The sequence below is a fragment of the Methanosarcina sp. WWM596 genome (assembly GCF_000969965.1).
Lineage (GTDB): Archaea > Halobacteriota > Methanosarcinia > Methanosarcinales > Methanosarcinaceae > Methanosarcina.
The window spans coordinates 1,495,556-1,520,708 of sequence record NZ_CP009503.1; the positions used below are offsets into that span (position 1 = coordinate 1,495,556).

General features: G+C 42.2%; 19 protein-coding genes, 1 tRNA gene and 1 pseudogene. 16 read left to right on the forward strand and 5 right to left on the reverse strand.

What is annotated here, in order from left to right:
- Nucleotides 1-859: 859 nt before the first annotated feature.
- The 3 genes from mtrH to mtxX are packed head-to-tail and all read right to left on the reverse strand — an operon-like array spanning nucleotide 860 to nucleotide 3,289.
- Nucleotides 860-1,792: a tetrahydromethanopterin S-methyltransferase subunit H gene (gene mtrH, locus MSWHS_RS06670; protein ID WP_048130264.1), complete on the reverse strand. Its 933-nt coding sequence runs from the start codon at nucleotides 1,790-1,792 to the stop codon at nucleotides 860-862.
- A 49-nt stretch (nucleotides 1,793-1,841) separates the two neighbouring features.
- Nucleotides 1,842-2,435 carry a tetrahydromethanopterin S-methyltransferase subunit A gene (locus MSWHS_RS06675; protein ID WP_082088044.1) on the reverse strand — a complete coding sequence of 198 codons (594 nt, stop codon included), beginning with the start codon at nucleotides 2,433-2,435 and terminating at the stop codon, nucleotides 1,842-1,844.
- Nucleotides 2,432-3,289 (reverse strand): methanogenesis marker protein Mmp4/MtxX, encoded by an 858-nt coding sequence (mtxX, locus tag MSWHS_RS06680; protein WP_048127043.1) that lies wholly within the window; start codon nucleotides 3,287-3,289, stop codon nucleotides 2,432-2,434. The genes MSWHS_RS06675 and mtxX overlap by 4 nt, the downstream gene beginning before the upstream one ends.
- A gap of 487 nt (nucleotides 3,290-3,776) precedes the next feature.
- Between mtxX and MSWHS_RS06685 the strand changes: the two genes are divergently transcribed.
- The 11 genes from MSWHS_RS06685 to MSWHS_RS06735 all read left to right on the forward strand — a co-directional run bounded on the left by MSWHS_RS06685 (nucleotide 3,777) and on the right by MSWHS_RS06735 (nucleotide 17,082).
- Nucleotides 3,777-5,567, forward strand: a complete 1,791-nt coding sequence (locus MSWHS_RS06685) for a replication factor C large subunit (protein WP_048158874.1) — start codon at nucleotides 3,777-3,779, stop codon at nucleotides 5,565-5,567.
- Nucleotides 5,568-7,464: 1,897 nt separating this feature from the next.
- The gene (locus MSWHS_RS22240; RefSeq protein WP_048127047.1) at nucleotides 7,465-7,758 is read left to right on the forward strand and encodes a transposase; all 294 of its coding nucleotides are present in this window, start codon (nucleotides 7,465-7,467) and stop codon (nucleotides 7,756-7,758) included.
- Nucleotides 7,759-8,672: 914 nt separating this feature from the next.
- Nucleotides 8,673-8,746 (forward strand) — tRNA-Val (locus MSWHS_RS06695).
- Nucleotides 8,747-9,033: 287 nt separating this feature from the next.
- On the forward strand, nucleotides 9,034-9,261 hold the full coding sequence (locus MSWHS_RS06700; protein WP_048127055.1) for a winged helix-turn-helix domain-containing protein: 228 nt from the start codon (nucleotides 9,034-9,036) through the stop codon (nucleotides 9,259-9,261).
- A gap of 199 nt (nucleotides 9,262-9,460) precedes the next feature.
- Nucleotides 9,461-10,111 (forward strand): flavodoxin family protein, encoded by a 651-nt coding sequence (locus tag MSWHS_RS06705; RefSeq protein ID WP_048127056.1) that lies wholly within the window; start codon nucleotides 9,461-9,463, stop codon nucleotides 10,109-10,111.
- 108 nt (nucleotides 10,112-10,219) lie between these two features.
- Nucleotides 10,220-12,514 (forward strand): CDC48 family AAA ATPase, encoded by a 2,295-nt coding sequence (locus MSWHS_RS06710; RefSeq protein WP_048127061.1) that lies wholly within the window; start codon nucleotides 10,220-10,222, stop codon nucleotides 12,512-12,514.
- A gap of 276 nt (nucleotides 12,515-12,790) precedes the next feature.
- Nucleotides 12,791-13,354: a CBS domain-containing protein gene (locus MSWHS_RS06715; protein ID WP_048127063.1), complete on the forward strand. Its 564-nt coding sequence runs from the start codon at nucleotides 12,791-12,793 to the stop codon at nucleotides 13,352-13,354.
- Between the two features lie 378 nt (nucleotides 13,355-13,732).
- Nucleotides 13,733-14,884 (forward strand): alanine--glyoxylate aminotransferase family protein, encoded by a 1,152-nt coding sequence (locus tag MSWHS_RS06720; RefSeq protein WP_048127064.1) that lies wholly within the window; start codon nucleotides 13,733-13,735, stop codon nucleotides 14,882-14,884.
- A gap of 90 nt (nucleotides 14,885-14,974) precedes the next feature.
- Nucleotides 14,975-15,439 carry a riboflavin synthase gene (gene ribC / locus MSWHS_RS06725; protein ID WP_048127065.1) on the forward strand — a complete coding sequence of 155 codons (465 nt, stop codon included), beginning with the start codon at nucleotides 14,975-14,977 and terminating at the stop codon, nucleotides 15,437-15,439.
- A gap of 40 nt (nucleotides 15,440-15,479) precedes the next feature.
- Complete coding sequence (gene ribH / locus MSWHS_RS06730; RefSeq protein WP_048127066.1) at nucleotides 15,480-15,884, forward strand: 6,7-dimethyl-8-ribityllumazine synthase; 405 nt, start codon at nucleotides 15,480-15,482, stop codon at nucleotides 15,882-15,884.
- Between the two features lie 55 nt (nucleotides 15,885-15,939).
- A complete protein-coding gene (locus tag MSWHS_RS06735) occupies nucleotides 15,940-17,082 on the forward strand; it encodes a pyridoxal phosphate-dependent aminotransferase (protein WP_048127068.1) in 1,143 nt (380 codons plus the stop codon).
- A gap of 76 nt (nucleotides 17,083-17,158) precedes the next feature.
- Here the strand turns inward: MSWHS_RS06735 and MSWHS_RS06740 are convergent, their stop codons facing one another.
- Entirely contained in the window at nucleotides 17,159-17,614 is a 456-nt protein-coding gene (locus MSWHS_RS06740; protein ID WP_048127069.1) for an adenylyltransferase/cytidyltransferase family protein, read from the reverse strand.
- A 340-nt stretch (nucleotides 17,615-17,954) separates the two neighbouring features.
- Here MSWHS_RS06740 and MSWHS_RS06745 point away from each other — a divergent pair, with 340 nt between their 5' ends.
- From MSWHS_RS06745 to MSWHS_RS06760, 3 genes are all read left to right on the forward strand, one after another.
- The gene (locus MSWHS_RS06745; protein WP_048127070.1) at nucleotides 17,955-19,457 is read left to right on the forward strand and encodes an L-aspartate semialdehyde sulfurtransferase; all 1,503 of its coding nucleotides are present in this window, start codon (nucleotides 17,955-17,957) and stop codon (nucleotides 19,455-19,457) included.
- 2 nt (nucleotides 19,458-19,459) lie between these two features.
- Complete coding sequence (locus MSWHS_RS06750) at nucleotides 19,460-19,846, forward strand: 4Fe-4S binding protein (protein ID WP_048127071.1); 387 nt, start codon at nucleotides 19,460-19,462, stop codon at nucleotides 19,844-19,846.
- 988 nt (nucleotides 19,847-20,834) lie between these two features.
- Complete coding sequence (locus MSWHS_RS06760) at nucleotides 20,835-21,647, forward strand: DUF166 domain-containing protein (protein ID WP_048158876.1); 813 nt, start codon at nucleotides 20,835-20,837, stop codon at nucleotides 21,645-21,647.
- A gap of 59 nt (nucleotides 21,648-21,706) precedes the next feature.
- Here the strand turns inward: MSWHS_RS06760 and MSWHS_RS06765 are convergent.
- Nucleotides 21,707-22,414, reverse strand: a pseudogene (locus MSWHS_RS06765) (AIM24 family protein).
- Between the two features lie 223 nt (nucleotides 22,415-22,637).
- On the opposite strand from MSWHS_RS06765, the gene MSWHS_RS06770 reads away from it, so the two are divergent.
- Both MSWHS_RS06770 and MSWHS_RS06775 read left to right on the forward strand, forming a co-directional pair.
- Complete coding sequence (locus MSWHS_RS06770; protein WP_048127076.1) at nucleotides 22,638-23,000, forward strand: Mth938-like domain-containing protein; 363 nt, start codon at nucleotides 22,638-22,640, stop codon at nucleotides 22,998-23,000.
- Nucleotides 23,001-23,872: 872 nt separating this feature from the next.
- Nucleotides 23,873-25,150: a hypothetical protein gene (locus tag MSWHS_RS06775; protein ID WP_048158877.1), complete on the forward strand. Its 1,278-nt coding sequence runs from the start codon at nucleotides 23,873-23,875 to the stop codon at nucleotides 25,148-25,150.
- Nucleotides 25,151-25,153: the final 3 nt, after the last annotated feature.

The following is a 25,153-nucleotide window of genomic DNA, read 5'->3' on the forward strand; positions in this document are numbered from 1 at the left end:
AATCCACTGGTAATCTCCCATTTCAAGAAATTTTATACCTAAATCTATTTCTGGAGAGTAAATACTTTTGGATTCAAAGTTTCTGAAAGGCTTCATGTGGCTTAAAAACACGCCACTATTTGATCTTGATCGCTGTTTATTTGATCTTGATCGCTGCTTTTATTTGATCTTGACCGCTGCTTTTTAACAATAATGGCTATTTTTTGACATCTGTATTGTGCCTCGCCCGAATTGCGTTTCGGGACCACAGGAATCAAAGATTTTCTTCTGACCTGTACAACCTTATTCGCTGTGCTGTGTCGTTTTTATCACGCTCGACGCAGGAGAACGGCTTTCAGACAAAAAAGAGATCGAAAAAAACCAATAAATAAAAGCCAGAAAGTAAAATTGAACCTGCTTTCGGCAGGTGCGACATTGAAATTTTGACTATTTTCCACGATGCTGTTTTAGAACTTTAGCTAACTATATGTTATATTAAAAACTGGTTAACGTGTGTCTCAACTCCCACGACATATATAATCAATGAACAATTTTTTTGTTAAAATATAATATGAGAGATTCTTTTTGGACCATATGTAAACCTAACAACTATACACAATTAGGGAGTATTATTTCAAAATCACCTTCAATAAAAATAATTAATAATTAAACGTCGACCTGCCGAATGTAATATTGAAGTAAAAGCCTGTGAGAATGAAATCAAAACAAAATTAAATTGTATCTGAAAATACTCCTTTCACATCTGTTTAATAATCTCTGAAGTAGAAACCTATTTTCGGGATCAAGAGAAGAATTTCTTGGGCAAGATGGATATCTTGCTATAGAATTCCTGTTCTCCTAGTAGAAGTATTCAAACAAGTTAAACCAGCAGGTTAATCGGATGTCTGTTTGCAGGTTCGATATCCAGGTCAGCCACGGCTTCGGCAATCATGATGTCGCTCATTGCAGCCATAGGGAAAACATACTGGGCATACTCTATCGGACCATAAAGGATGAAGTCTCCACATGCTGCCTGTTGTAGGCAGGTAGAGCCCACATCGCAGATTTTGTACAGGACCGGGTCTTTTTCCTTTTGCCTGTTCAGCCAGTTCCAGGCTGAGGGAGCATTATGAATTCCCGAGCCTGCAGGATGTCCCCATTTTGCTTTTGCGGTAATGGTCATTCTGAGAGCTATTCCGGCTCCGTTTCCCATAGGGGTGATGCTAGGGTCAATAAGCTTGTTAACTATTCCACACCTGTCTGCAACTGAGAGGAGACCTTCTTCTAACAGCCCTGCCCCCGTTTCGAGCAGTTCCATCCTGCCCTGGAGGGAGGAGTCCGTTGCATTGAACCCAAGGATAATAGAACTGTCAATATCGGACTGTGCAAGAGCCTCGATTTCAGACGCAGTTATGCTCATGTTTATGGAGTTATAGACTGCTCTGTCTGCAAGCCCTATTTCACTCACATATTGTGCTGCATGGGCACGCACGTTCCCTTCGGGAGAATCGATAAGAAACGGAGAATCCGAGATCTCTGCAATAAAATCAATATAATGCGTGATACTCTCGAAGGTTGTACCAAAGATATGTACTATATGGGGATTTCCGGTAGTATCCGAACCCACCTCCTGCAGGTTTACGAGTTTTTCGGCAGCGGCTCTATCAAAAAGTCCTTTTGCTGCGTCTTGTACGATTTCGTGTTTATTGTAAAAAATAGTCCCTGCAAGTACTGTAGGTAGTTCTCCAGGCTGTCCACCTACCTTTACCCCAGCAATGTTAGCAATTTCCTGTTCTTTCTGGAACTTAAACATCTTTACGCCCTCAAAATCCACACTTCTCAAAATTCACTTACTTCGATGATTAATTCGCTTCTGCCAGGTAGATAATTCCTGCCATTGAATCCATTACGAATTCTTCTGAGACTATCACATCCCCTGAAGTGGGGCCTGTAAAAGAGGACTGCCTCTTTTTCGGGGTGCAGACAACCATGGGCTCTTCAGGGTATGCTTCGCCCTTATCTTTATAAGCCTCCACAATCTTCCGGATCTCTTCAGGGTCGTTTAATCCTATTCTGTCCAAGAGTGTAACCTGCTGCTGGAAACGTTCGACTGCATCTCTGGAGATATTTTCTATGAAAGGAATTGCACCCTGAGAACCTGTAATTCTGCCTTTTTCGTCAATCCCATTTGCATGGATTGCAAGCAGGGTATGGCCTGCCAGATGACCCCTTGACTCAGTCCCACAGACCAGGATATAACGGATATTGGAGTTTGAAATTACGTTTACAATTATTTTTTCGACACCCAGGTTTTCAGTCTTTGAACTCCCCCAGATGGCGGCACCAGGGCAGGCGTCAAAGTTGCTTGCAAGGGTTACGACTGCAATCCTGGAGTCCGGTTTTTCTGTGACGTAGTCCCCTTTTACAGGGGGCCAGCTCTCTACAATTGTCTTCAGTGAATCACCTTTTTTCTTTCCTTGTGAAGGTGGGATAGTGCACTTGCAAGCATAATGGCTTTTGTGAAATGCCCACCTACCCTTGATGTGTCCACAAACACATAATCGTCCATTAATACCGGAGCTCCGAGTCCGTCGCCTCCGCCAAGGAAAGCAATGGTCCGGAATATAAGGTTACCCGAGATCCCGTCAGGGGCAACAATGAAGTTCGATTCCTTTATGGCGTCTTCAATAAGAATGGTGTAGTGCCTGGCATTAATCCCGAGTTCCAGAGCTTGTCCGGTTACAAATTCTCCATCCGCAAGGGTTCTGTCCACGCGCCTGTCCCTCCCTATATCTCCTATCCTGCCTCCGGAAAGTACTCCTACTACAGGCTCGACCCCTAACCTCTTTATATGTTCTGCACCAAGGGTAATCATACGTAGCTTATCTTTGATAGTGTTTCCTTCATCTATTCCAACAGGGGCAAGGAAGAACGGTGTTCCATCCGCCGTCAGAAGCAGGGCAAGTCTGCAAACCCTTTTCATTCCAAGGGCTTCTTTCAGATTTGAAATAGCTCCGGATGCCTTTGCAGTGCCTCTTATAACCGCATCCACCTTTCTTGAAACCAGGAGTTCTGAAAGGACTTTTTCGGGGTTATCGGTATCCACAATTTCAAGTGCTGTCCCTATCTCGTCAATTTCTTTTTTGTTCCCTACAAGGACAACATGTGCGTATCCCAGTTCCTGGGCTTTCCATGCACTTTCAAGAGTTTTGGGGTTTGGATCCCTTATTCCCATAGCCACCCTTGCCCTGTTCGACCGGGCTCGTGATTCGATAGCCTCAAGGAGGGCATACATGCCGTTATTTTCCATATCCATCCAGACTTTTATGTAAGATTTGAAGTAGTCCTAAGAAACACAAACACAATCATTAATTAATTTTGCCCCACCCGAGTTGCGCCTCGGGAGTACGCGGTCCTTTTCGCTGCGCTCAAGAGGACTACTTTATAGATTATAGTAGTAAACTTCACTAGCTCAAACAGGCTAATATTATGGGTAATTAACATTGAGCTTATCCCAAAACTCAGAATTTGCTTCTCGAATCTTATATCCCGAATAATCGACCAGGTTTCTGATCTTGAAAATAATTTTAAAAATTGTAAATGAGTATAAGTTAAATGGCTTTTGGGATAGGCTAATTGTTTAGGTAGGAGGACTGAGTTATAGTTATGTTTTATAGTTATGTTTTCTTCTAAAAAGAGGGCTGGGAAAATTGTAGAAGTACAGGCGCTGGACTGTATGAACAAATTGAAACATATAAAGTTAATAATGAGTTCCTTTTTTATTGGTATGGTTTAAGATGATGTCGGCAATCGAATGGGCTGAAAAATACCGACCCCGGACCCTCGGAGATGTCGTGGGGAACAAGAAGGCAGTGCAGGATTTCAGGGTATGGGCTGAGGAATGGCAATCCGGGATTCCTGAGAGAAGGGCAGTGATACTCTATGGGCCTGCTGGGATAGGGAAGACTTCAAGTGCTCATGCGCTTGGCAGGGATCTGGACTGGGAGGTCATTGAACTCAATGCAAGTGACCAGAGGACTGCAGGTGTTATTGAGAAGGTCGCTGGTTCTGCAGCGTCAATGAATACTTTTTTTGGTGGAAAACGTCTTATTATCCTTGATGAGGCGGACAATATCCATGGGACTTCGGATAGGGGTGGAATGAGGGCTATTGCCGGGATCATAAAAGCCACACTCCAGCCTATCGTGCTTATTGCGAATGACATTTATGGGTTAACCCCTACAATCAGGAATCTATGCCTGGAAATAAAGTTCGGGTCTTTGCAGAGCCGTTCCATGGTCCCTGCTTTGAAGAAAGTTTGTGAGGCTGAGGGAGTTTATTGCAGCCAGGAAGCTGTCCTGCAGATCGCGGAAAACGCGGGTGGAGATTTCAGGAGTGCCATGAATGACCTCCAGGCTGCAGCGAACGGGAAGCAAGCGCTCGAAGTTGAGGATATCGGGACTGCAGGCAGGGACGTCAAGGAGAATATCTTTAAGGTGATGCAGAAGATCTTTAAAAGTACTGACTGTAAAAAAGCTCTTGAATCTGCACGCGGGCTTGATGAAAGTCCTGAGGACCTCGTGCACTGGATTGATGAAAATTTGCCTATCCAGTATGCCCGCAAGGACGGGGGCCTCGAAGATATAAGGATGGGTTTTGGTTATCTTTCAAAGGCTGACCTTTATCTGGGGCGTGTAAAAAAACGCCAGAATTACAGGATGTGGAGGTATGCCAGCATGCTTATGGTCTGCGGAGCTGCTCTTTCAAAGACAAGGTCGTATCCGGGCTTTATCAAATACCAGCAGCCTTCACTCTGGAGAAGGCTCGGGCAGACACGTTCGAAGCGGGATATGCGAGACAATATCGCTTCAAAAATCGGGGAGCACAGCTTTGAGTCAATGCATTATTCGAGGAACAACCTTCTAGGGTTTTACTCGCGAATGTTGAAGGATGAGAAATCTGCAGTTGAAGTTACTGCAAACCTCGGGCTTGAGCTTGAAGAGCTAATGTACCTTACAGGAAGTGCAAAGGCAAGTAAAAAGCTGCAGAAAATTTACGACGAGGCGCAGAAACTTCTCGATGAAAGCAAGGATAAGACCGAAGAGCCGAATTTTTTTAAAGTTTCTGCCCCTGCAGTAGACAATAAACAGAGAACTCTCAGCTGCCCTGCAGTAATTCTGGAGGACGAAAAGGGGACTCAAAAGAGGGTCCAGGCCGGTAAATCTGAAGCTTCTGATTCTCAGCCTTCGGAAGCCGGGCAGAAAACCCTTCTTATGGGATTTGACACACCTTCGGAGATTCACGAAAAAAAAGAGACTTCAGGGAATATGCTGCCTGAGGGTCCGAAACCTGCAGAAAATAATTTCTTCTCTTTTTCCACTCCCCTTCCAGAAAAGAAACCTGTTTCTAAATCTGTAGAGAAGAATATCTCTTCTATATCTTCAAAAAAGAAGGCTCTAGCTAACAGTGACCCATCAAAACAAAGGATATCTGATGAAGCTTCAACCTCCGCAGGTATGCAGGATAGCACAGGAAAAGTTTTGAAAAAAGCTGAGCCTAAAAACCAGAAAACACTTTTCGACTTTTAAATATGTCTGGAGTGTTAATAGTTCACTATTTTTTTTTCTGGAATCCTCAATCCAGAAAAGTTCTTCTTTATATTCCCTACACTTTTTTTACATTTATATTTCTTCAGATAGCTGGTTTATGCATGCCTCATAAACTTTCAGCAGGAACTCCCCGAATCTTTAGCTCAGGGGTAGTTGACTTTATTACTTTACTCCGGTTCAATTTTAAAAAAAGTTCATTGTCCTGATTTTTAGTGGGCTTGGCATTCCAGACATATTTGAAACCCAAATCATCTTTAACGATAAAAAATCCTAACTGCCGCAAAAAATGACCTGAAGTATTATATGAGCGGAACTGATAAAGTTGATTTTGAATTAATAAAAGTGTTGGGGTGTTTGGGAAATTTGGACTGAAATTTCAGAATGCTTCTATTATTTTGGACTAGAATTTCAGAATGTTTCTATTGTAACTGTACTCCGTACGAGGACATTTTTAATAAGTTATGGCTGTTTGGGATAAGTTAATAGAAGTTAAGAAAAGTTAAGAGGGGTTAAGAAGGGTTAAGAGAAGTTAAGAAAAGTTAAGAGGGGTTAAGAAGGGTTAAGAAAAGTTAAGAGAAGTTAAGATTAGTTGGAATACTGCAGGTGTAATTGAGATTATATAAGTAAAGTGGCTCTTCGTCATTTTCTATGGATAAGATGATTTTCAATTCAAGATCACGTTGGTTATGATAAAGCTATTCACACAAAACAACGAAGAGCTGGCAAAGTTGAGAATGGTTTGAACAAAGTTACAAAATGTTGAGATAATAATATTATTTTGAAATAAAGTTGAGAAAAAAAAGCCATGAGAATAGTTTGTGAGCGGGTTTGGGGAGTTGGGGGGAATAGTTGGGGAATAGTTGGGGGATATGGGTTTGGGGTTATACTATGGAAAAGAGACCCGCTCACTATGCATGAGTAATATTACATACTATAAATACCTTCCTATATAATTCATCACAATATATAATTACAGTTTTATAGTTACTATATTCTCAAAATGTTCTTAAAAATAATATTTTTCTGGAACACGTGCAGTCAGATAATGGATTAATAACACTGGAATAAGAACGGATAAGAAAGGATGACACTCATTTGAGTATCAGCTAACCTTTGTAGATATATAATAAGTTGTGGGCAATTAACAATGCTTTTTGAATAAGTAGTGCATAGATTCTAATATAAATTCCTAAACTAATTATATTAATCATTCAATAAATTGCCTTATGCCTTGTGTAAGCCGTCGCCCCAAATTATCATTCATTCAAAAAATTTAGATTGTCTTATCAAGCTCAACCATTCTAGAAATCAAGCAGCAAGCATTGTTGAAAGATCTTAAATCATACTTTTAAGCTATCATGGAAAAAACGACACTAAGATATCCAGAAAGTTAAAAGTAGATTACAAAACTGTAAGATAATGGATCAAAGGGGTTTTAAATTTAGGGGTTAAAGAAGGCTTAATAGATAAATCCAGAAGTGGAAGGCCTCAAAACATTAGTCCCAAATCACGGGCTGTTGTAATGTCATTTGCATGTATGAAGCTAATAAATCTTGGTTATCCTAATGAAATCTGGACGTAGAGACTTCTTGCCAAACATATCCTTAAGAACATATCCTTAAGAATTGTATCATAGAAGGACATTCTGATTTATCTTCGATAAATCAGGGGACAATTTCAAAAATTCTCAATGCAAGTAACATAAAACCACATAAGATCAGATTTTATATTGTTAAAGTTGATCCGGAGTTTGATCAAAAAGCAGCCAGGGTATTAGTTACATATAAAAGAAGCTAATGAATTAAGTGATAATATCTAAAAAAAAGAAGTTGAATCAGTGATTATTTCCTACGATGAAAAAAATATCTAAATTTTGATGGATTATCACAAAATACATACATCAATAGAAACTCGAGAATACCTGAAAACTGTTCCTGATAAATTTGAATTTGTATTCACACCCAAATATGCTTCATGGCTAAATATAATTGAAAGTTTTTTCAGTAAAATGACAAGAAGCATATTGAGAGGAATAAAAGTTGACTCAATAAAGGAGTTAGGGGGACGAATTGATCTATATATCGACCATGTTAACGAAAAGCCAGTCATTTTTACATGGAAATATAATATGGAAAAAAGGGCTGAAATGCCTGGTGGAATTATAATTTAAAAGAAAGGGGAATTAAAAAGAAAGAGGGATTAAAAAGAAAGAGAGATTAAAAAGAAAGAGGAATTAATTAGGAATTGATGCAGTAGTAATAAAATTAGTGTGAGATTTTAATAGAATTAGTATGAGCGGGTTGGGGAGTATGAATTGGGGTGTTGGGGGGTTGGGGTTATCTTACAAAAGAGAGGCCCGCTCACACATTAGATCATGTTAATCTCGTATAAATATATTTTGCTTGTATTTATCCTGATTATAATAATTGTGAAAGAATGCCCGCAAATGGCAAGTATTTTCATACTTTTAGAGTAGTAAACTTTCTATTTCTTTTCAGTTGTTTTCAGTTCTCTATCCGAAAGATACAGGTGAAAGTATGTGTTATGTGAACTATCGCTAAACTAAAGATTCAGCGGCTTCCTGAGTCATCTTTCCTTCTTCTGAGGACAAGCCATACAGACTTTACCCCGCATACCACAGGTGAAATGGAATATGCCACAGGTGAAATAGGGTATATGAGCGTGAGGTTACTTGAGATGCTTAGAATTTCCGGTCTTCTCCGGCTTAATGTTCCCGATCTCTTCAGGTATGCGATACTCTGTTATCCAACTTCCTTAGCTTGGTTTTCGCATTTTGGGTTGTGGTGACAGTATCTACTATTAAATTAACTTAATACAAAAAATAGTTTAGCAGAATCAACAATTGAAAAATATATGAAAGCTGACGCTTATATCCCGCGGAACTAAAAACTTTGGGGTTTTACGCTTCTTCCTATAAAAACCATCAGTATCAATAATATTTTAAAAAATTCTCCGAACAAAAGACATATATATAACTAGTGACATGTTGGATTTGCATTTCAAGCAATTGCTTGTAAAACAATTATATGGTAAATATGACTTATATGTGACTAATAACAAACTGGGCTCGTGGTCTAGTCGGTCATGACATCGCCTTTACACGGCGGGGATCCTGAGTTCGAATCTCAGCGGGCCCACTAATCTTTTTTGAGTTTAACCAGCGTTTAAAACTGAGTAGTTTTTTTATCTAGAAGCAATCCATATATGTATTATTGTGTATCATTGTGTATCATTGTGTATCAAGTGCAGGTTAAATTTTCCTTTTAAAACTTAATACTTTATATAATACTGATATTGTTATATAGAAAGGGGAACGATAAAGACTTAGAATCTTTGTTACCTACAAAAAGATACGCTTTAATATATTTTGAAAGCGTTGATCTTACAAAGATTATTTCAATCTACAGTGGGGGAGGAGTAAGTATTGAAAAGAAGAAGCAGGACAGATATAGCAGTAGATATTTTAAGAGTGGCGATGAACGGGGCAAAGAAAACACATATCGTTTATGAGGTAAATCTTAACTTTAACATTGCTCAGAAGTATCTGGAAATGTTGAAAGAGAAAGAGCTTATAAGGCACGAAAACGGTATTTTCATCACGACTGATAAAGGAAAAGTTTTTCAGGAAATGGCTAAAGAACTTAAACTCTAATAATTTTCCTTTTTTCATTTTAGATGTTTCTATTTTGTTTTCATCTACTCTCTTTGCATTTCTCTTTGCATTTTCTATTTTTTCGGGCTTTCCATTTTTTTATTTTCATTAAACTCATAGTGAAATTTAGTTAAGCAATAATCTTTCTGAATATTTATGCGCTCCCGTATATATAACGGTATTTAGAAACATATCTATTATGGCGATAAAGGCTCTTTTTTTGAATTGCACACTGAAAAAATCACCTCAGATATCGAACACCCGGGCTCTTATTGACAAGGCTATGATTATTTTTAGAGACCTTGGTGTTGAGAGTGAGGTCATAAGGGCGGTTGACTACAATATAGCTTTCGGGGTTTCCTCAGATGAAGGGAATGAAGACGAATGGCCCTTTATACTTGAAAAAATAAAAACCTGCGATATCCTGATAATAGCTTCTCCTATCTGGTTCGGCGTCCGCTCTTCGGTGGCCCAGATGGTCCTCGAAAGGCTGGACGGGACGTATATGGAAGGGAATCCCGTAACAGGCCAGTATCCTCTTTATGGGAAGGTAGCAGGGGTTATAGTCACCGGCAATGAAGATGGAGCACACAATGTTGCTGCAACCACGCTCTTCAACCTGACCCATCTCGGATGTACTGTGCCTCCCAATGTTGACTGTTACTGGGTTGGTGATGCAGGTCCGGGACCCAGTTACATCGAAGCCGGAGGGGAAAAGCACCTTTATACGAATCGGACAGTCAGATACATGGCACATAATCTTGTGTACTTCGCAAAGCTTCTCAAAGAAAACCCTATCCCTACAAACTTAAAAAAGCTTGATGGAGAGGCAAAGAGAGTAAGTGAGTAAAGCCAAACAAGCCCGACAAGCCACATATTGCTTTTATTTTTTCAAAAAGCTGTATACTTTTACAGAGGGGACTATTTTACTGATGGAGATGGAGATGGAGGGTGTCATTTGATTGAGGGGGATAAATCGATTGTAAAACTTAAGGTTGCAGAAGCCGATCAACGGGATGTCGGAAAAGGAATTGTCCGAATTGATGAAATATTCAGGGAGAAACTAGGTCTGAAACCCTTTGATGTTGTGGAAATCAAAGGCGGAAAATCAACTTCTGCACTTATAGGACGTCCTTATCCCAGTGATTCCGGGCTTGATATTGTCCGCATGGACGGGCTTATCCGTACCAATGCAAAGACCAGTATAGGGGAATATGTGGAGATCTGGAAAGCCGAATGGAAAGAAGCAAAGCAAGTGACCCTGTCTCCCGTTACAAAGGGCATGCAGATCTATGCTCCCAGTGAGACGCTCAGTGCGGTCTTCATGAACCGTACGGTTTCAAAAGGGGACTTTATCTCCACCACTAGCTTAAGGAAGTCCAGGGAGAGAGACAGTTCTAGCAAGGGGCTCATGTTCGATGACTTTTTCCAGGACTTTTTCGGGCAGGGTTTTGGCCCCTCCTTCGGGCTTGGGGAAATTAAGCTGCAGGTTGTTTCTACCTCCCCGTCGGGGATCGTAAAGATCACGGACATGACCGAAATTGAACTCCTCCCCAAAGCCGTGGAAATTCCTCCGGAACAGACTATTCCTACCGTTATGTACGAAGATCTGGGCGGGCTCAAGGATGCCATTACAAAAGTCAGGGAAATGATAGAACTCCCTCTGAAACACCCTGAACTTTTTGACCGGCTTGGGATTGACGCCCCGAAAGGGGTGCTGCTTCATGGGCCTCCCGGGACAGGCAAGACCATGCTTGCAAAGGCGGTTGCAAATGAGTCTGATGCCTATTTCATTTCCATCAACGGTCCGGAAATTATGTCCAAATACTATGGGGAATCTGAAAAAGCGATCCGTGATATCTTCGATGATGCCGAAAAGAATGCCCCTGCAATCATCTTTCTGGACGAGATCGATTCCATTGCCCCAAAAAGAGCGGAGGTCACAGGAGAAGTAGAGAGAAGGGTGGTCGCCCAGCTCCTTTCCCTTATGGACGGCTTAAAAAGCCGCAAGAACGTGATCGTGATAGGTGCAACAAACCGCCCCGAAGCCCTGGATCTTGCACTGCGCCGCCCGGGCCGATTTGACAGGGAAATAGAACTCCGGGTTCCAGATACAGAAGGAAGGCTTGAGATTTTCCAGATCCATACCAGGGGGATGCCTCTTACCGAGGACGTAAACCTCAGGGACCTTTCCCAGATTACCTATGGGTTTGTGGGGGCTGACATTGCGGCTCTCTGCCGGGAAGCTGCTATGAGTGCTCTTCGGCGTATCCTTCCGAAGCTCAACCTGAAAGAACCCCAGATCCCAGCAGAAATCCTGGATGCCCTGCAGGTTACAAGAGAAGACTTCGAAGAGGCCATGAAAGAAGTCCAGCCCTCAGCCGTCCGGGAAATCCTTATTGAGATCCCCAATGTCAGCTGGGACGATGTGGGCGGTCTGGAAGATGTAAAGTGCCTCCTGAAAGAAACCGTGGAATGGCCGCTTAAAAACCCCGAGTCTTACCGGGACATAGGAGTTGAAGCTCCAAAAGGTGTGCTTCTCTACGGTCCTCCTGGTACTGGAAAGACTCTTCTTGCAAAAGCCATTGCCCATGAATCCGACGCCAACTTCATCACAGCCAAAGGAAGTGACCTCCTCTCCAAGTGGTACGGGGAGTCAGAAAAAAGGATTGCTGAGGTCTTCATGCGGGCAAGGCAGGTTGCTCCTTCCATTGTATTTCTGGATGAACTTGACTCTCTTGCCCCCATCCGTGGGATCTCTGCAGGGGAGCCGCAGGTTACGGCCCGGATCCTTAATCAGCTCCTTTCCGAAATGGACGGACTCGAAGAGCTCCGGGGTGTTGTGGTGATTGGCGCAACTAACCGCCCTGACATCATTGATCCGGCTCTGATACGGCCAGGGCGCTTTGATGAGCTTATTCTGGTGCCTATCCCGGATAAAGGGGCCAGGAGAGAAATCCTCAAGGTCCACATAAAGAAAATGGCTCTTGCGGAGGATGTGAATATTGAGGAACTTGTTGACCTGACTGACCAGTATACAGGTGCAGATCTCGCAGCCATATGCAAAAAGGCAGGGAGGTATGCCCTGCGCGAAGAACTCCATGCAAAAAAGGTCAAACAGAAACATTTTCTTAAAGCGATTGAAGAGACAGGACCTTCAGTTACCCCGGATACCATGAAATATTATGAAGCTATTAAAGGCGAACTGAGGACCAAGAAGTCCAAGGAAATAGAAAACCCCTCTTATATTTAAAACCCCTTTTATATTTAATAATGAAAATATAAATTATTTTTTCTTTTTTTCGTTTTTATTTTTTTTTTGTGTTTTTAATTTTTAATTTTTTTGTACTGTATCTGCATTGATCAATGTTTAAAGTTAACTATTTTTAGATTTTATTCTTTGTTGGAAAAATATTTTGCAGGTTATTTCTAATTGGGATTTCGTGTTCTTGAAAGCAATTTATATATCTACCTTTCAAATAATGTTAACCAATGACATTAAATATCATAATTACTATCGGTAATATATATGCAGCTTCCAACACCCGAAGATCTTAAAAAAAGACGGAATGAACTAGGGCTTACCCAGAGCGATCTGGCTAAAAGGGCAGGTGTAAGTCAGCCCCTTATAGCCCGTATCGAATCGGGAGATGTAGACCCCAGACTTTCGACGGTCAGGAAAATCCTTGATGCTTTTGAGGAGGCTGAGAAGGAGCAGCAGATCATCATAAGGGACCTGATGCACTCCCCTGCCATTCATGTTTCTCCTGAAGACTCGGTAGAAGAGGTGGTAAACCTTATGCACATTCATGGTTTTTCACAGATTCCCGTGCTTGATAGGGGCATTCCGGTTGGAAGTGTTTCGGAAGATATGATCGTAAAACTGATGGGTGAGAACAAGAAAAAATCCATATCTCAGTTGAAAGTTTCAGGTATAATGGGGGAGTCGTTCCCAACAGTAGCTCCCGGAATATCAATCTCAGTAGTTTCGCATATACTGGAAGGAAACCCTGCCATACTTGTTGTAGAAAAAGGAACAGTCATAGGCGTTGTAACGAAACATGACGTGATGAAGCTCCTTCAGGACCAATAACCTGAACCTTTTTTCCTTAATGCCGAAATCTGAGACTGAACATGGAAAGCACATGAATTATATACTAGGATTCAATTAAACCTGAATCCTTATTGTAAATCATAGGGTTTACATAAATTACCTTAATAAAAGAAAAAGGAACAGTCATAGACATTGTAACGAAACATGACGTGATGAAACTCCTTCAGGACAAATTACCTGAACCCTTTTTCCTTAAATGTCAAAATCTGAGACTGAACATGGAAAGCACATGAATTATATACTAGGATTCAATTAAACCTGAATCCTTATTGAAAATCATAGGGTTTACATAAATTACCTTAATAAATTAAAATGAAACCGATTAAATCTTTGAAAATGTGTGGAGTATAAACATACATGGATCTGGAAGATACCCTTCTCATGATGCCTGGTCCCGTACCTGTTGCACCCAGAGTCCTCAGAGCAATGTCAAAACCGATGATCAATCACCGGAGTGCTGAATTTGCCGAAATTTATACCGATTGCAGGGGAATTCTTGCAGATGTTTTTCAGACAAAAAATGATATATTTTTGCTCAGCGGTTCTGGGACTGCTGGAATGGAAGCCGCAGTCGGGTCTGTGGCTGGAAGAGGGGATAAAGTTATCTCTATAGAGAACGGAAAGTTCGGAGAGCGCTTCAAAGACCTTGCAACTCTCTATGCTGAAGTGGTGCCCCTGGAGTTTGGATGGGGGCTTCCTGTTGATCTTGAACAGGTAAAAGAAAAGCTCGAGGAAGGAGCAAAAGCCATTACCCTTGTTCACAACGAGACCTCTGCAGGTATCATGAATCCTGCTGCAGAAATTGGCAAACTTGCAAAAAAACACGATGCTCTTTTTATTATGGACGGCGTAACCTCCCTTGGAGGAGATGAAGTCAAAGTCGATGAATGGGGTGTTGACATTGCAATAGTGGGTTCACAAGAATGCCTTGCAGCTCCGCCAGGAATGGCAGCTGTATCCGTAAGCGAAAAAGCCTTTGAGGCCATAAACGGCATGAAGAAGGGGCCTTACTATAATGACCTTAAGGCATATAAAAAGAGCGGGGATAAACCCAGACCGGAAACACCTTACACTCCTGCTATTCCTCTATTTTATGCATTTCAGGAAGCCCTCCACATCGTTAAAGAAGAGGGCATGGATGCAAGGATCAGAAGGCACAGGGTTTTTTCCGAAGCAGTAAGGGCAGCAGCTGGCGCAATGAACATAGAAATTTTCCCTCAGCTTAACGAGTACAGCCAGTATTCCAATACCATAACTGCAATGAAATCTCCTGCAGGGATTGATGGGGAAAACATTAAAAACGATATGAAGAAAAGGAGAGTAATTATAGCTGGCGGGCAGGAACGCCTGAAGAGCAAGATTTTCAGGATTGGAAGTATGGGGAATGTAACTGCAAGAGATGTGTTCTCCACTATCCAGCAGCTGGAAATCGTGCTGAAGAAGCGGGGTTACATTGACAACGTGGGAGCAGGCACGGAAGCTGCAACACGTGTTATTGACAGGTCATGAGGGGATTTCAAAAAATCTTCATAACCAAAGTTTATAAATGTTTCAGGAAAACCAGAAGAATATTAACCTTTAAATTCCGATTGGATTCACATGCCCACAATAGGAATTGCAGATACCACGTTTGCGCGCTATAATATGGGGCGTGCAGCAATCGATGAGATACAGAAAAATGTATCCGTACAGATTAAAAGGATAACCGTGCCCGGGATAAAGGACCTTCCGGTAGCAGCCAAAAAACTGATCGAAGAAGAAGGCTGCGATATCGTAATGGCTCTTGGAATGCCCGGTGCTCAGCAAAAAGACAAAATGTGCGCTCATGAAGCTTCTCAGGGCCTTATCATGGCCCAGCTTATGACCAACACCCATATTATCGAGGTCTTTGTCCACGAGGACGAAGGAAAAGATGAGAAAGAACTTGCTTTTCTCATGGACAGACGGACTCGGGAACACGCCCTAAACGTGATAAAGCTGCTCTTTAAGCCGGAAAAACTGGTTAGGGAAGCCGGTACCGGTCAGAGGCAGGGTTTTGAGGACGCAGGTCCTTTGAGAATGTGAAGTGACTTTAAGTTAAAAACAATACTGGAGACCTTACCAAATGACTATCAGCCTAGGATTTGTTGTAGCTGAATTTAACAGGGATCTGACCTACCAGATGGAGCTGCTTGGAAGAGAGCATGCAGAATTCCTGGGGGCAACAGTTAAAGAGACCATTCTTGTACCCGGGGTCTTTGACATGCCTCTTGCAATCAAGAAGCTTTGCCAGAGAGAAGACATTGATGCAGTGGTAACCATTGGGTCGGTAATCGAAGGTGAGACCGACCACGATCAGGTGGTTATGCAGCATGCCGCAAGGAAGATCATGGATCTTTCCCTTGAGTTCGACAAGCCAGTAGCTCTCGGAATTCCGGGTCCGGGTATGACCAGGATGGCTGCTCATGAACGTGTCGACTATGCTAAAAGAGCAGTCGAAGCTGCAGTAAAGCTGGTGCGGCGGCTGTGAAGCTCCTTGAAGCTTCAATAAGCTAGTAAAAATGTAACAAACCAGGACCATCCCTATGACATCCGCAAGGCTCAAGCGTGTAGAAGAATCTGCAACGATCAGAATCTCTAACATCGCGACCAGAATGATAAAAGAGGGTACGGACGTAATCAATTTCAGCCTTGGCGAACCTGATTTCGACACCCCTAAAAACATCTGCGATGCTGCATCAAAGGCTATGTATGAGGGAAAAACCCACTACGCCCCTTCTGGAGGTGTTCCCGAGCTAAGGGCAGCCATTGCCGAAAAACTGAGGACTGAAAATCGTCTGGATGTGACTGAAAAAGATGTTCTGGTCACCCCGGGCGCAAAGCAGGGGATTTTCGAAATAATGATGGGAGCCCTCGACGACGGGGATCAGGCCCTCCTCTTTGACCCGGCCTGGGTAACTTATGACGCCTGCATCCGTTTTGCAGGAGCAGATACGGTCTGGGTACCCACAGTCCCTGAAAAAGGTTTCCTGCCTGATAATTTCGCCGATTACATAAACGATAAAACAAAGCTCATTGTTGTAAACAGCCCTGGAAATCCGACAGGCGGAGTATTCGGAAAAAAGACTCTACAGTGCATTGCCGACCTCGCAATTGACCACGACCTTCTGGTAGTTTCAGATGAGATCTATGAGAAAATCATCTATGACCGGGAACATATCAGTATTGGCAGTTTTGACGGGATGCAGGAGAGAACCATCACTGTAAATGGTTTTTCCAAGGCATACGCAATGACTGGCTGGAGGCTTGGATACCTTACCGCTCCCCCTGAGATCTTTAAGCTTCTACAGAAAATCCAGTCCCACTCCGTAAGCAGCGCCACCACCTTTGTTCAGTACGGCGGGCTCGAAGCCCTTCAGGGCCCTCAGGATGGGGTTAAGGCAATGGTTGACCGCTTTAAAATGCGCAGAGATATCCTCATCGACGGGTTGAATAAAATAGGGCTTGATTGCAAGAAGCCAGACGGGGCCTTTTATGCCTTTGCCAATGTGAGCGAGTATGGAAACGGGACCAGGGTTGCTGAAAGGCTCCTGAAGGAAGCTCATGTGGCAGTGACCCCGGGAATTGCTTTCGGGTATTCCGGAGAGGACTTTATCAGGATTTCCTATGCAACATCCGTTGATAGAATCCGGGAAGCTCTTGACAGGCTTGAAAAAGTATTTGCATAAAATACTATTCCGAAGCGATCTTTTTAAAAAGAGGTCAAAAAAGTATTTTCTTAATATAAATACGGTAGAGGTGAGTTTACCCATATCGTTTAATGACCTCTTTTATGATTGCGCCGGTACTGCAGAGGGGGCACTCCTTTGAAAATGGAACCCTAACTACTTTTGCAGGGAGCCCTCTTTTAGTAAGTTCTTTTTCCAGAGTCTCAATTTCAAAATACTGATCGTAACCCAGGGCAATGATGTCCGGTTTTATTACTTTAAGGGGTTCGAAAATGTCTATTTCACTGCCAAGAAGGGCTTTGTCTACCGTTCCAAGTGCGTTTACCATTTCAAGCCGCTGCTCCTCGGGAACTATTGGTTTTGGCTTATGAGTCACATTGGAATCCCTGGCAATAATGACGAAGAGCTCATCTCCAAGAGCTCGCGCCTGGGCCAGGAAATAAACATGTCCCGGATGCAGAATGTCAAAAGTTCCGGTAGCAAGTACACGCGTCAATAAATCACCTGGTCTCGGGTAATATCCTGTAAGCATAAGAAACTTACTGAAAAGAACCCCACTCCCTGACTTCTTAAAATTCCATGTGGCAGGACAGTATTCAACCTGTGTATTCTGTTAACAATTATTGCCAACTTAAGAAATAACCTTTGTGGAAACATGCTCTAAATTATCGCAAGTAATATATATGGTTCATAAATATGATTATAGGTCATTGATATGAAGCTCTGACAGCGGAAGTCTTAAAATAAATTATGCAAAGCCAGAAATTTTTCCCTCTTCCGGAAGTGGCTGTTAACCTCGGGATTATCACAAGTAATATATAATTCTGGCAAAAATTACCATTTAGATAAATTTATGATAAGAGGAAACCCGCATGATTAAAAAATCGGTTCATGAGATAAATAAAAAAATTGAAGATGGAAGCGTCAATGTAGTCACAGCCGAGGAAATGGTCGGGATTGTTGAAAACCTTGGTGTGGAAGGTGCTGCAAGAGAAGTAGATGTGGTAACTACAGGCACTTTTGGAGCCATGTGCTCTTCAGGTTTGATGCTTAATCTGGGTCATTCGGAACCCCCAATTAAAATTCAAAAATTATGGTTCAATAATGTTGAGGCATACAGCGGGCTTGCTGCTGTTGACGCTTACCTTGGAGCTGCCCAGACATCGGACACAAGGGGGATGCAGTATGGTGGGGCACATGTTATTGAAGACCTGCTGAGAGGAAAAGAAATTAATGTGCATGCAACCTCCTATGGGACAGATTGCTATCCCAGGAAAGTGCTTGATACAGCAATTACCCTTGAAGACTTAAACGAAGCTGTCCTCCTCAACCCCAGAAACGCCTACCAGAAATATGCGGCTGCAACAAACAGTTCAAAAAGGATTCTGAATACTTATATGGGAGAGCTTCTACCCAACTTCGGAAACGTAACCTATTCCGGAGCTGGAGTGTTGTCTCCTCTCTCAAATGATCCTGGCTATGAGACTATAGGGACAGGCACAAGGATTTTTATGGGTGGAGCCCAGGGCTATATTATCGGAAACGGGACCCAGCACTCTCCCTCCAGTGGTTTTGGGACTCTCATGCTTAAAGGGAACCTGAAAGAGATGAACCCTGATTACTTAAGGGCTGCTTCTTTTACGGGCTACGGAACAACCCTTTACATGGGAATTGGAATTCCGATCCCTATTCTTAATGAAAAACTCGCAGCTTCAACTGCAGTGCGTGATGAGGACATTATGACCGATATCCTCGACTATGCGGTGGGCAGCAGGGATAAGCCAGTGATCAAGCAGGTAAACTATGCCGAACTCAAGTCAGGCTCGGTGCAGATTGAAGAAAAGGATGTTCTAACCTCCTCCCTCTCAAGCTTCAAGAACGCAAGAAAGATTGCAAATGAACTTAAGGAATGGGTAAAGCACGGGAAATTCTTTGTCAGCATGCCTGTGGAAAAACTTTGCTGTGAAGGCTCAGCAAAATCCATGAAACAGACTCAGGCAGTACCTCTTGTAAAAGACGTCATGTCTGATTTTATTGTAACAATCAAAAAGGACCAGACGGTTCAGGACGCTGCAAAGAAGATATGGGAGAACTCCTTCAACCACCTTGCTGTGATTTCGGATACAGGTGAACTGTTAGGAATCCTTACCGCTTGGGATATCTCAAAAGCCGTCGCTGAAAACATATTTGACTCCGTTGAAAGCGTCATGACGAAAAAAGTCCTTACCTGTGCCCCAAACGAACCTGTGGATCTTGCAGCTCGCAGGTTGGACCGCTACGGGGTTTCTGCAATGCCCGTAATCGATGCACAGAGACGAGTCCTTGGAATAATCACCAGTGACAACATAAGCAAACTCCTTGCAAGGAGGTACTGAGCATGAAAATAAAGATCAGCATCCCTACAGAAAGGATCCATAATCCCATTATCTCCGAGTCCATTATCGATACAGGAATCATGCTTAATATCATGGTCGCTAATATTGACTCGACTTACGGAGAACTGATCGCAGACGTGAATGATTCCAGGTTCAACGGAATTAAAAAAGCTCTCGAGTCAAGAGGAGCAATAGTTGCAATTCTGGACCGTCCCATTCACAGGGATGAGGAAGAATGTGTTGACTGCGGAGCCTGTATCTCCGTCTGCCCGATGAATGTTTACTCTTTTGATGAGACCTGGAGCCTCTGCGTGGACGAAAAGAAGTGTATCCAGTGCGGCATGTGCATCAAGATGTGCCCGCACGGGGCTTTAAAACTTGGAGAATGAAAGAAAACCGAGCCACGGATTTTTCTTCTTTTTTCCTTTCTCTTCTCTTCTTTTCCTATCTTTTCCCTTTTTACCTTACATTTTCTTTCTTTACATTATATTTCCCCCTTTCCCGGTACTTCAGTGGTTACTGATCAATGATTTGATCTATTTCGGCACCCGGATCTGGAAGTTTTCAGTTCTCTCTTCCTGCACCACACAGGGTCTGAACCCGTCCGTCAGCCAGAAAAAAGCGTCCGACAAAACGACACCGCAATTAAGAGAAACAATACATTGGAGAAATATTCCAGGGCTGAGAGAATTTATCCTTAACATCGAAAACCGGTATTTAATTCACAGGTAAATATAAGCGCCTCCGCCAGCTTGTCTGGAGGCCCTGGAAAAAAAGACCGAAAACAGAAGAAAAAAAAGATTAAAAAACGACATATCAAAGAGTCTTTTTCAGATAAAACTTAATTCTGTTCCGTTTGGTATACTTACAGGTTTTTTGTTGCTTTCCTATGCTAGTTTTATTGATTTTTTTGTTGATCTCTTATAGGCTTCCCCGGTCATTTTTATCTATTAGTTTCTTACAACGTTTTCAGTAGTTTTCACTTTCAGGCTCTTATTTTCTCTTCTTATTTTGTCTGAAAGCCGCTCTCCTGCGTCGAGCGTGACAAAAATGGTTCTGTAGAACGGTCATAAGAGAGTATAGGTGTGGATACTGATTTCTACTATGAAACTCCCATTATTTATAGATTGAAACAAATAATTATAATGTATAGTAAGACGATTACAGGTGAAAGTCATCTGCTGTCTGAATTGTATGCTTTCTAAAGCACCTTCTATCAACTGCATTTTAAAAGCATATAAGCAATTCCCGCAAAAACAGATTCTTTCTCTGTATTTTTCATTCGGAGAGGCAAAACAGGCAGGGAAATCATTACAAAGCAAAGAAAATGAATTTGCATAGTGACTTTGGAATCCTTGAAAAAGGAGGAGCAAAAATATGAGAATCCTCGTACTTTATACAGGCGAACTCGGAAAAAAAGTTATCCAGAATCTGATAAATTCATCAAATTTCTGTGTGTCGTGCGGTGAGCTCTGCAATCACTGCCGTCAGGCAAGGAAATCTTATGCAAACCTGATTGTGGGAATTCATGATTTTCCGGAAGACCTGCCTCCATTTATTGAAGAGCCCTCACAATTCCTGCCTCCAAAGCTGCCAGAATGTGATCTGATCCTTGCTATAGGGATCCACCCAGATCTCCTTGCAGCCATTCCCGAAGTCGTGAAGAACACAGGTGCAAAAGCCGTAATTGCACCCGTTGAAGACTCAAAGAAGACTCCTGCTGGCGTCCTTGAGCAGCTCAGAAAAGAACTCGAAACCACAGGTATTGAATTCGAGGCTCCAAAACCCTTCTGTGCCCTTGAAAAGACTGGAAAGCCAATCATAGATGCTTTCGTGGACCTTGGCTTCGGAAGACCGGTGCTCAGGGTCGAGATGAGCCCTGACGGGAAAATGTTCATAGGAGCAGGTGTAATCCGGGATGCCCCCTGCGGCTCAACCTGGTTTGTCGCAAAGAAGCTCGGCTGGACCGATCTATCGGAATACAAAGAAACCATCTCAGGAGCTCACCATTCCTACCCCTGTACCGGAAGCATGGACAAAGACCCTCAGATTGGGGATACTATCCTGCACAAAGCTGGATATATCATCAGGGAGGCTGTGGAAGACGCAATGGAATGTTCTAAAAAGGAAAAGTCCCGGTTTTCGGTAGCTTCCGGGGATGAAGGCCAGGCAATAACTTCTGAAAATTGAGTTCCTGAAAGAATTACTCCCAAAAAAGGAAGGAAAATCTTCCAAAAAAGGGCTTATTTTCAGGTCTGGGTCTGGAAATAAACCTCTTCATAGGGCTGAATTACTACAAATCCCTCTCCCTTAAAAGCCATCTGGACGGATTCTCCGCTGCTTCTTCCTACGAAGGTTTTGAGGGAAACATCGGTTTTTATCTCCGGTTCCAGGTCTCCTGACCAGGCAACAGTGGCGTTGGGGTCGGTAAAGACCGGATGTCCTGCGGTTACCCGCAGAGTCAGAGGGTCGTAGTGGGTGGTGATTGCTATCATCCCTGTCCCTTCCAGTTTTACGTTAAAAAGCCCTCCGGCCATCATGCCTGCAATTTTTTTCATCATTCTGATATCCCAGCTGATTGAGTCTTCGAATGCAAGGAGGTCGTTGCCATTTACGAAGATGGATTCGTTTTCAAGTTTCAGGACCGAGACCTTCTTGCCATCATCTGCAAGGTACAGTTTTCCCTAGCCTTCGGCTTTTGTCAGGCTTACTCCTTCTCCTGTCAGGGATTTTTTCACGAGCTTTCCAAGTCCGTGTTCCAGGACTCCTTCCCGGATAAACCTTATGTCTCCAGTGTATGCGACCATTGAGCCCCTTTTTGTCCAGACCATGCCGTTAAGATTTACCTCAAGCAAGCGGTCGCGTTCAAGTTCAAAAACCCCCTGTCCAAGGTCTTTTTCTCCTGTGTTTTTTATAAAGTCTTCTATCGAATAAAGTCCAGTTATTTCGCTGTCCATTGTGTCCCATCTCCGGTTATTTTTTTGTATTTAATCTGTTTCAAAGTTTAATTGTTTTCACTGGAATATAAATTAATACTCACATGCTCCTTATTGCCCCATAATTGTGTGGAGTTATGCATTTTCGGGAATTTTCTGTTACTTATATGAAGTATGCGTCACAATTAAAGAATATGAGATATCTTCAGTTATCTGTTTCAGTTTTTATTTCAGGAGGTAGACCATGAAACCAAAGATTGATTCCACAAGTTTTGGTTCTATAACTGTAGAAGGAGAGACTTTTGATTACGATATTCTCATCCGCCTCGACGGCAGGGTAGAAAATCGGGAAAAAATGCTTTCAAAAGAAAAATACGGGACTTCCCACAAAATATCTCTTGAAGAAGCAGAGCATATCTACGAGGAAGGGACTGAAAAAATCATCATCGGTACCGGACAGACCGGTTTTGTGCAACTTTCTGAGGAGGCGGAAGACTATTTCACGGGAAAGAAATGCGGGATCGAGCTTTTCCCGACTCCCTGGGCTGTTGAACGCTGGAATGAAATTGAAGGCAGAGTTTCTGCAATGTTCCATATAACCTGCTAAGAAGCAAAGACAGCTGGTTGACAGACAATTGACAGACAATTGACAGATAATTGACAGACAATTTATGTAAATGGGGCAGAGTTGATGAGGCAGAGCTGTCGGGATTTCTTCTTAAACAGCTCTGCTTTGCGGTTAACTCATGGAACTGTCTTTTTTCTGCATATTATCCATTTTTCTGCATTTTTCTATTTTATCCAGTTTTATTTATTCAAATTCTTTTATTCCAATCCTTTTGCCTTAATTTCCTTTACCTTTGTTTCCTTTATCTCTTGGTACATAAAAGATCAAAAAGGGCAGTGTCACAAATTTGCTGTAAATTCGAAGCCACGTTTTTGTGCAATCCCTTTGGCGGGCAGATTTAATGATGTCTGTCCGGGATTGGTAACCCAGGATTATATTGGTTAAATTGCATTCGGTATAAAATATATTAAATTAATTTTATAAACAACTTATCGAAGGTAACTTATCGAAGGTAACTTATCGAAGGTAACTTATCGAAGGTAACTTATCGAAGGTAACTTATCGAAGGTAACTTATCGAAGGTAACTTATCGAAGGTAACTTATCGAAGGTAACTTATCGAAGGTAACTTATCGAAGATAGCTTTCTGGCCTGCCTTCTCACTCAGGAAGAGAATTACATAGAACAAACTTTAACATATGCTGAGACTAAAGGAGACTAAAGAAGTATACCTCAAAAAACAAATCAAAGGATTAACTTTACCAAATTATTTATCTTATTAGATTATTAATGGATTTAAGCGTTAAACCTGAAGGGTTAGACTCATAATAAGATTATTAATCTGTAGATTTATTGCCCCTTAGTCCTTTACCACACTATATACAGACCACAACAAATTCAGGAAGTTCTAAATTGAAGTGGATCAAAAAGCTCTTAGGAAAACAGGAAAGTTCCAGCGAGAAAACTGCTTCAAATGAAGTTGGTTTTGAGAAATTGCCCGCATGGTTGGAGGAGAATTCTCAAAAAATATCTTCCGATATAGAAAAGGATGTCTCAGGCTTTTTCAGAGAGCTTGAGGTTGCGATTTCTGAGCTTAAAGAAAGCAATTCCAGGCTTCTGGAAGCAAAAGTTGAGGGAAATTTTGACATAAGGGCTGTAAAACGGGCGAAAAGCAACCGGGAAAATGTAACAAAGCAGGTGGGAGTTTTCATAGATAAAGTCGGAGTTCTTGAGAGTACGGATTTCAGGGCCCTTAAAGTGTATCATGAATCAGCTGTGCAGAATCTGGACACCTGCCTTGAACATATGAGCCAGAGTTTCCGATACACAAGAGCGGTCTTTCCTCAAGAGTCAAAAGATGTAACTGAAAGCCTTGGAAAGTTGGGCAAGGTCCTTAATAAACTAAGGGAAACGATTAGGGGTTATAAACAGGAAATGGATGCTATTGAAGCAATTTCTACAGGTATGAATGGAATACAGGAGCTTTCTGCCTCAATAAAGGCTGAAAACCTGGAATTAGAATCTAAAAAACGAAAAATCCAGGCTTTAAGAGATGAAATTGCCAGAACAGGCCAGGCTCTTGAAGAGTTCAAAAAGGGAGAAGCCTGGCAAAATTTGCAGAACCTTCAGAGAGAAGTAGATATAGCAAGGGACAGGCTCAAAAAAGCCGAAACAGGCCTGAACTACCTTTTCCTTCCTTTATCAGGCAACCTTTCAAAGATAAAAAAACTCCATGAATGCAGTAGGTATACCTTAAAGCCAGAGGTAAAACAGCAGCTTGACACCTGCCTCGAATCCCCTGCAAATCTTGACCCTTCTTTTTTCCCGGCGCTTCAAAAGGTTTTTGAAGACCCTGCCCTTGATATACAGGCTCAGAAGAAAGAAAAAGCCCTGACACAGGTCAGATCTGCGTTTTCGGGCTTTGAAGAGAAGAAAAAAGAATATATCGAAGCTCAAAAGGCATTTGAAGTAAAAAAAGCCGAATTCTCAAGTTCAGATACTGGAAAACTTGCCGAACTTGAACATAAGGAAACAGAACTGCTGGCAAGAGCCCGCCTGCTTGAAGAAGAAGTCGAAAGTTCTGAAAAGAAACTGGCTGCTTTAAACGAAGAGCTAAGAAGTAAAGAAGTCGAACTTCAAGCCAGTGTGGCTGTAATTGACAGCAGTGTAAAAATTAATTTCCTGCCCTGAAAT

Excerpts from the sequence above, each read along its gene's own strand:
- MSWHS_RS06715 (WP_048127063.1), top strand. The coding sequence starts at position 12,791 with ATGCAGCTTCCAACACCCGAAGATCTTAAAAAAAGACGGAATGAACTA.
- MSWHS_RS06685 (WP_048158874.1), top strand. The coding sequence starts at position 3,777 with ATGATGTCGGCAATCGAATGGGCTGAAAAATACCGACCCCGGACCCTC.
- mtxX (WP_048127043.1), bottom strand. The coding sequence starts at position 3,289 with ATGGAAAATAACGGCATGTATGCCCTCCTTGAGGCTATCGAATCACGA.
- MSWHS_RS06705 (WP_048127056.1), top strand. The coding sequence starts at position 9,461 with ATGGCGATAAAGGCTCTTTTTTTGAATTGCACACTGAAAAAATCACCT.
- MSWHS_RS06735 (WP_048127068.1), top strand. The coding sequence starts at position 15,940 with ATGACATCCGCAAGGCTCAAGCGTGTAGAAGAATCTGCAACGATCAGA.
- ribC (WP_048127065.1), top strand. The coding sequence starts at position 14,975 with ATGCCCACAATAGGAATTGCAGATACCACGTTTGCGCGCTATAATATG.
- ribH (WP_048127066.1), top strand. The coding sequence starts at position 15,480 with ATGACTATCAGCCTAGGATTTGTTGTAGCTGAATTTAACAGGGATCTG.
- MSWHS_RS22240 (WP_048127047.1), top strand. The coding sequence starts at position 7,465 with ATGGATTATCACAAAATACATACATCAATAGAAACTCGAGAATACCTG.
- MSWHS_RS06740 (WP_048127069.1), bottom strand. The coding sequence starts at position 17,614 with ATGCTTACAGGATATTACCCGAGACCAGGTGATTTATTGACGCGTGTA.
- MSWHS_RS06770 (WP_048127076.1), top strand. The coding sequence starts at position 22,638 with ATGAAACCAAAGATTGATTCCACAAGTTTTGGTTCTATAACTGTAGAA.
- MSWHS_RS06720 (WP_048127064.1), top strand. The coding sequence starts at position 13,733 with ATGGATCTGGAAGATACCCTTCTCATGATGCCTGGTCCCGTACCTGTT.
- mtrH (WP_048130264.1), bottom strand. The coding sequence starts at position 1,792 with ATGTTTAAGTTCCAGAAAGAACAGGAAATTGCTAACATTGCTGGGGTA.
- MSWHS_RS06745 (WP_048127070.1), top strand. The coding sequence starts at position 17,955 with ATGATTAAAAAATCGGTTCATGAGATAAATAAAAAAATTGAAGATGGA.
- MSWHS_RS06750 (WP_048127071.1), top strand. The coding sequence starts at position 19,460 with ATGAAAATAAAGATCAGCATCCCTACAGAAAGGATCCATAATCCCATT.
- MSWHS_RS06760 (WP_048158876.1), top strand. The coding sequence starts at position 20,835 with ATGAGAATCCTCGTACTTTATACAGGCGAACTCGGAAAAAAAGTTATC.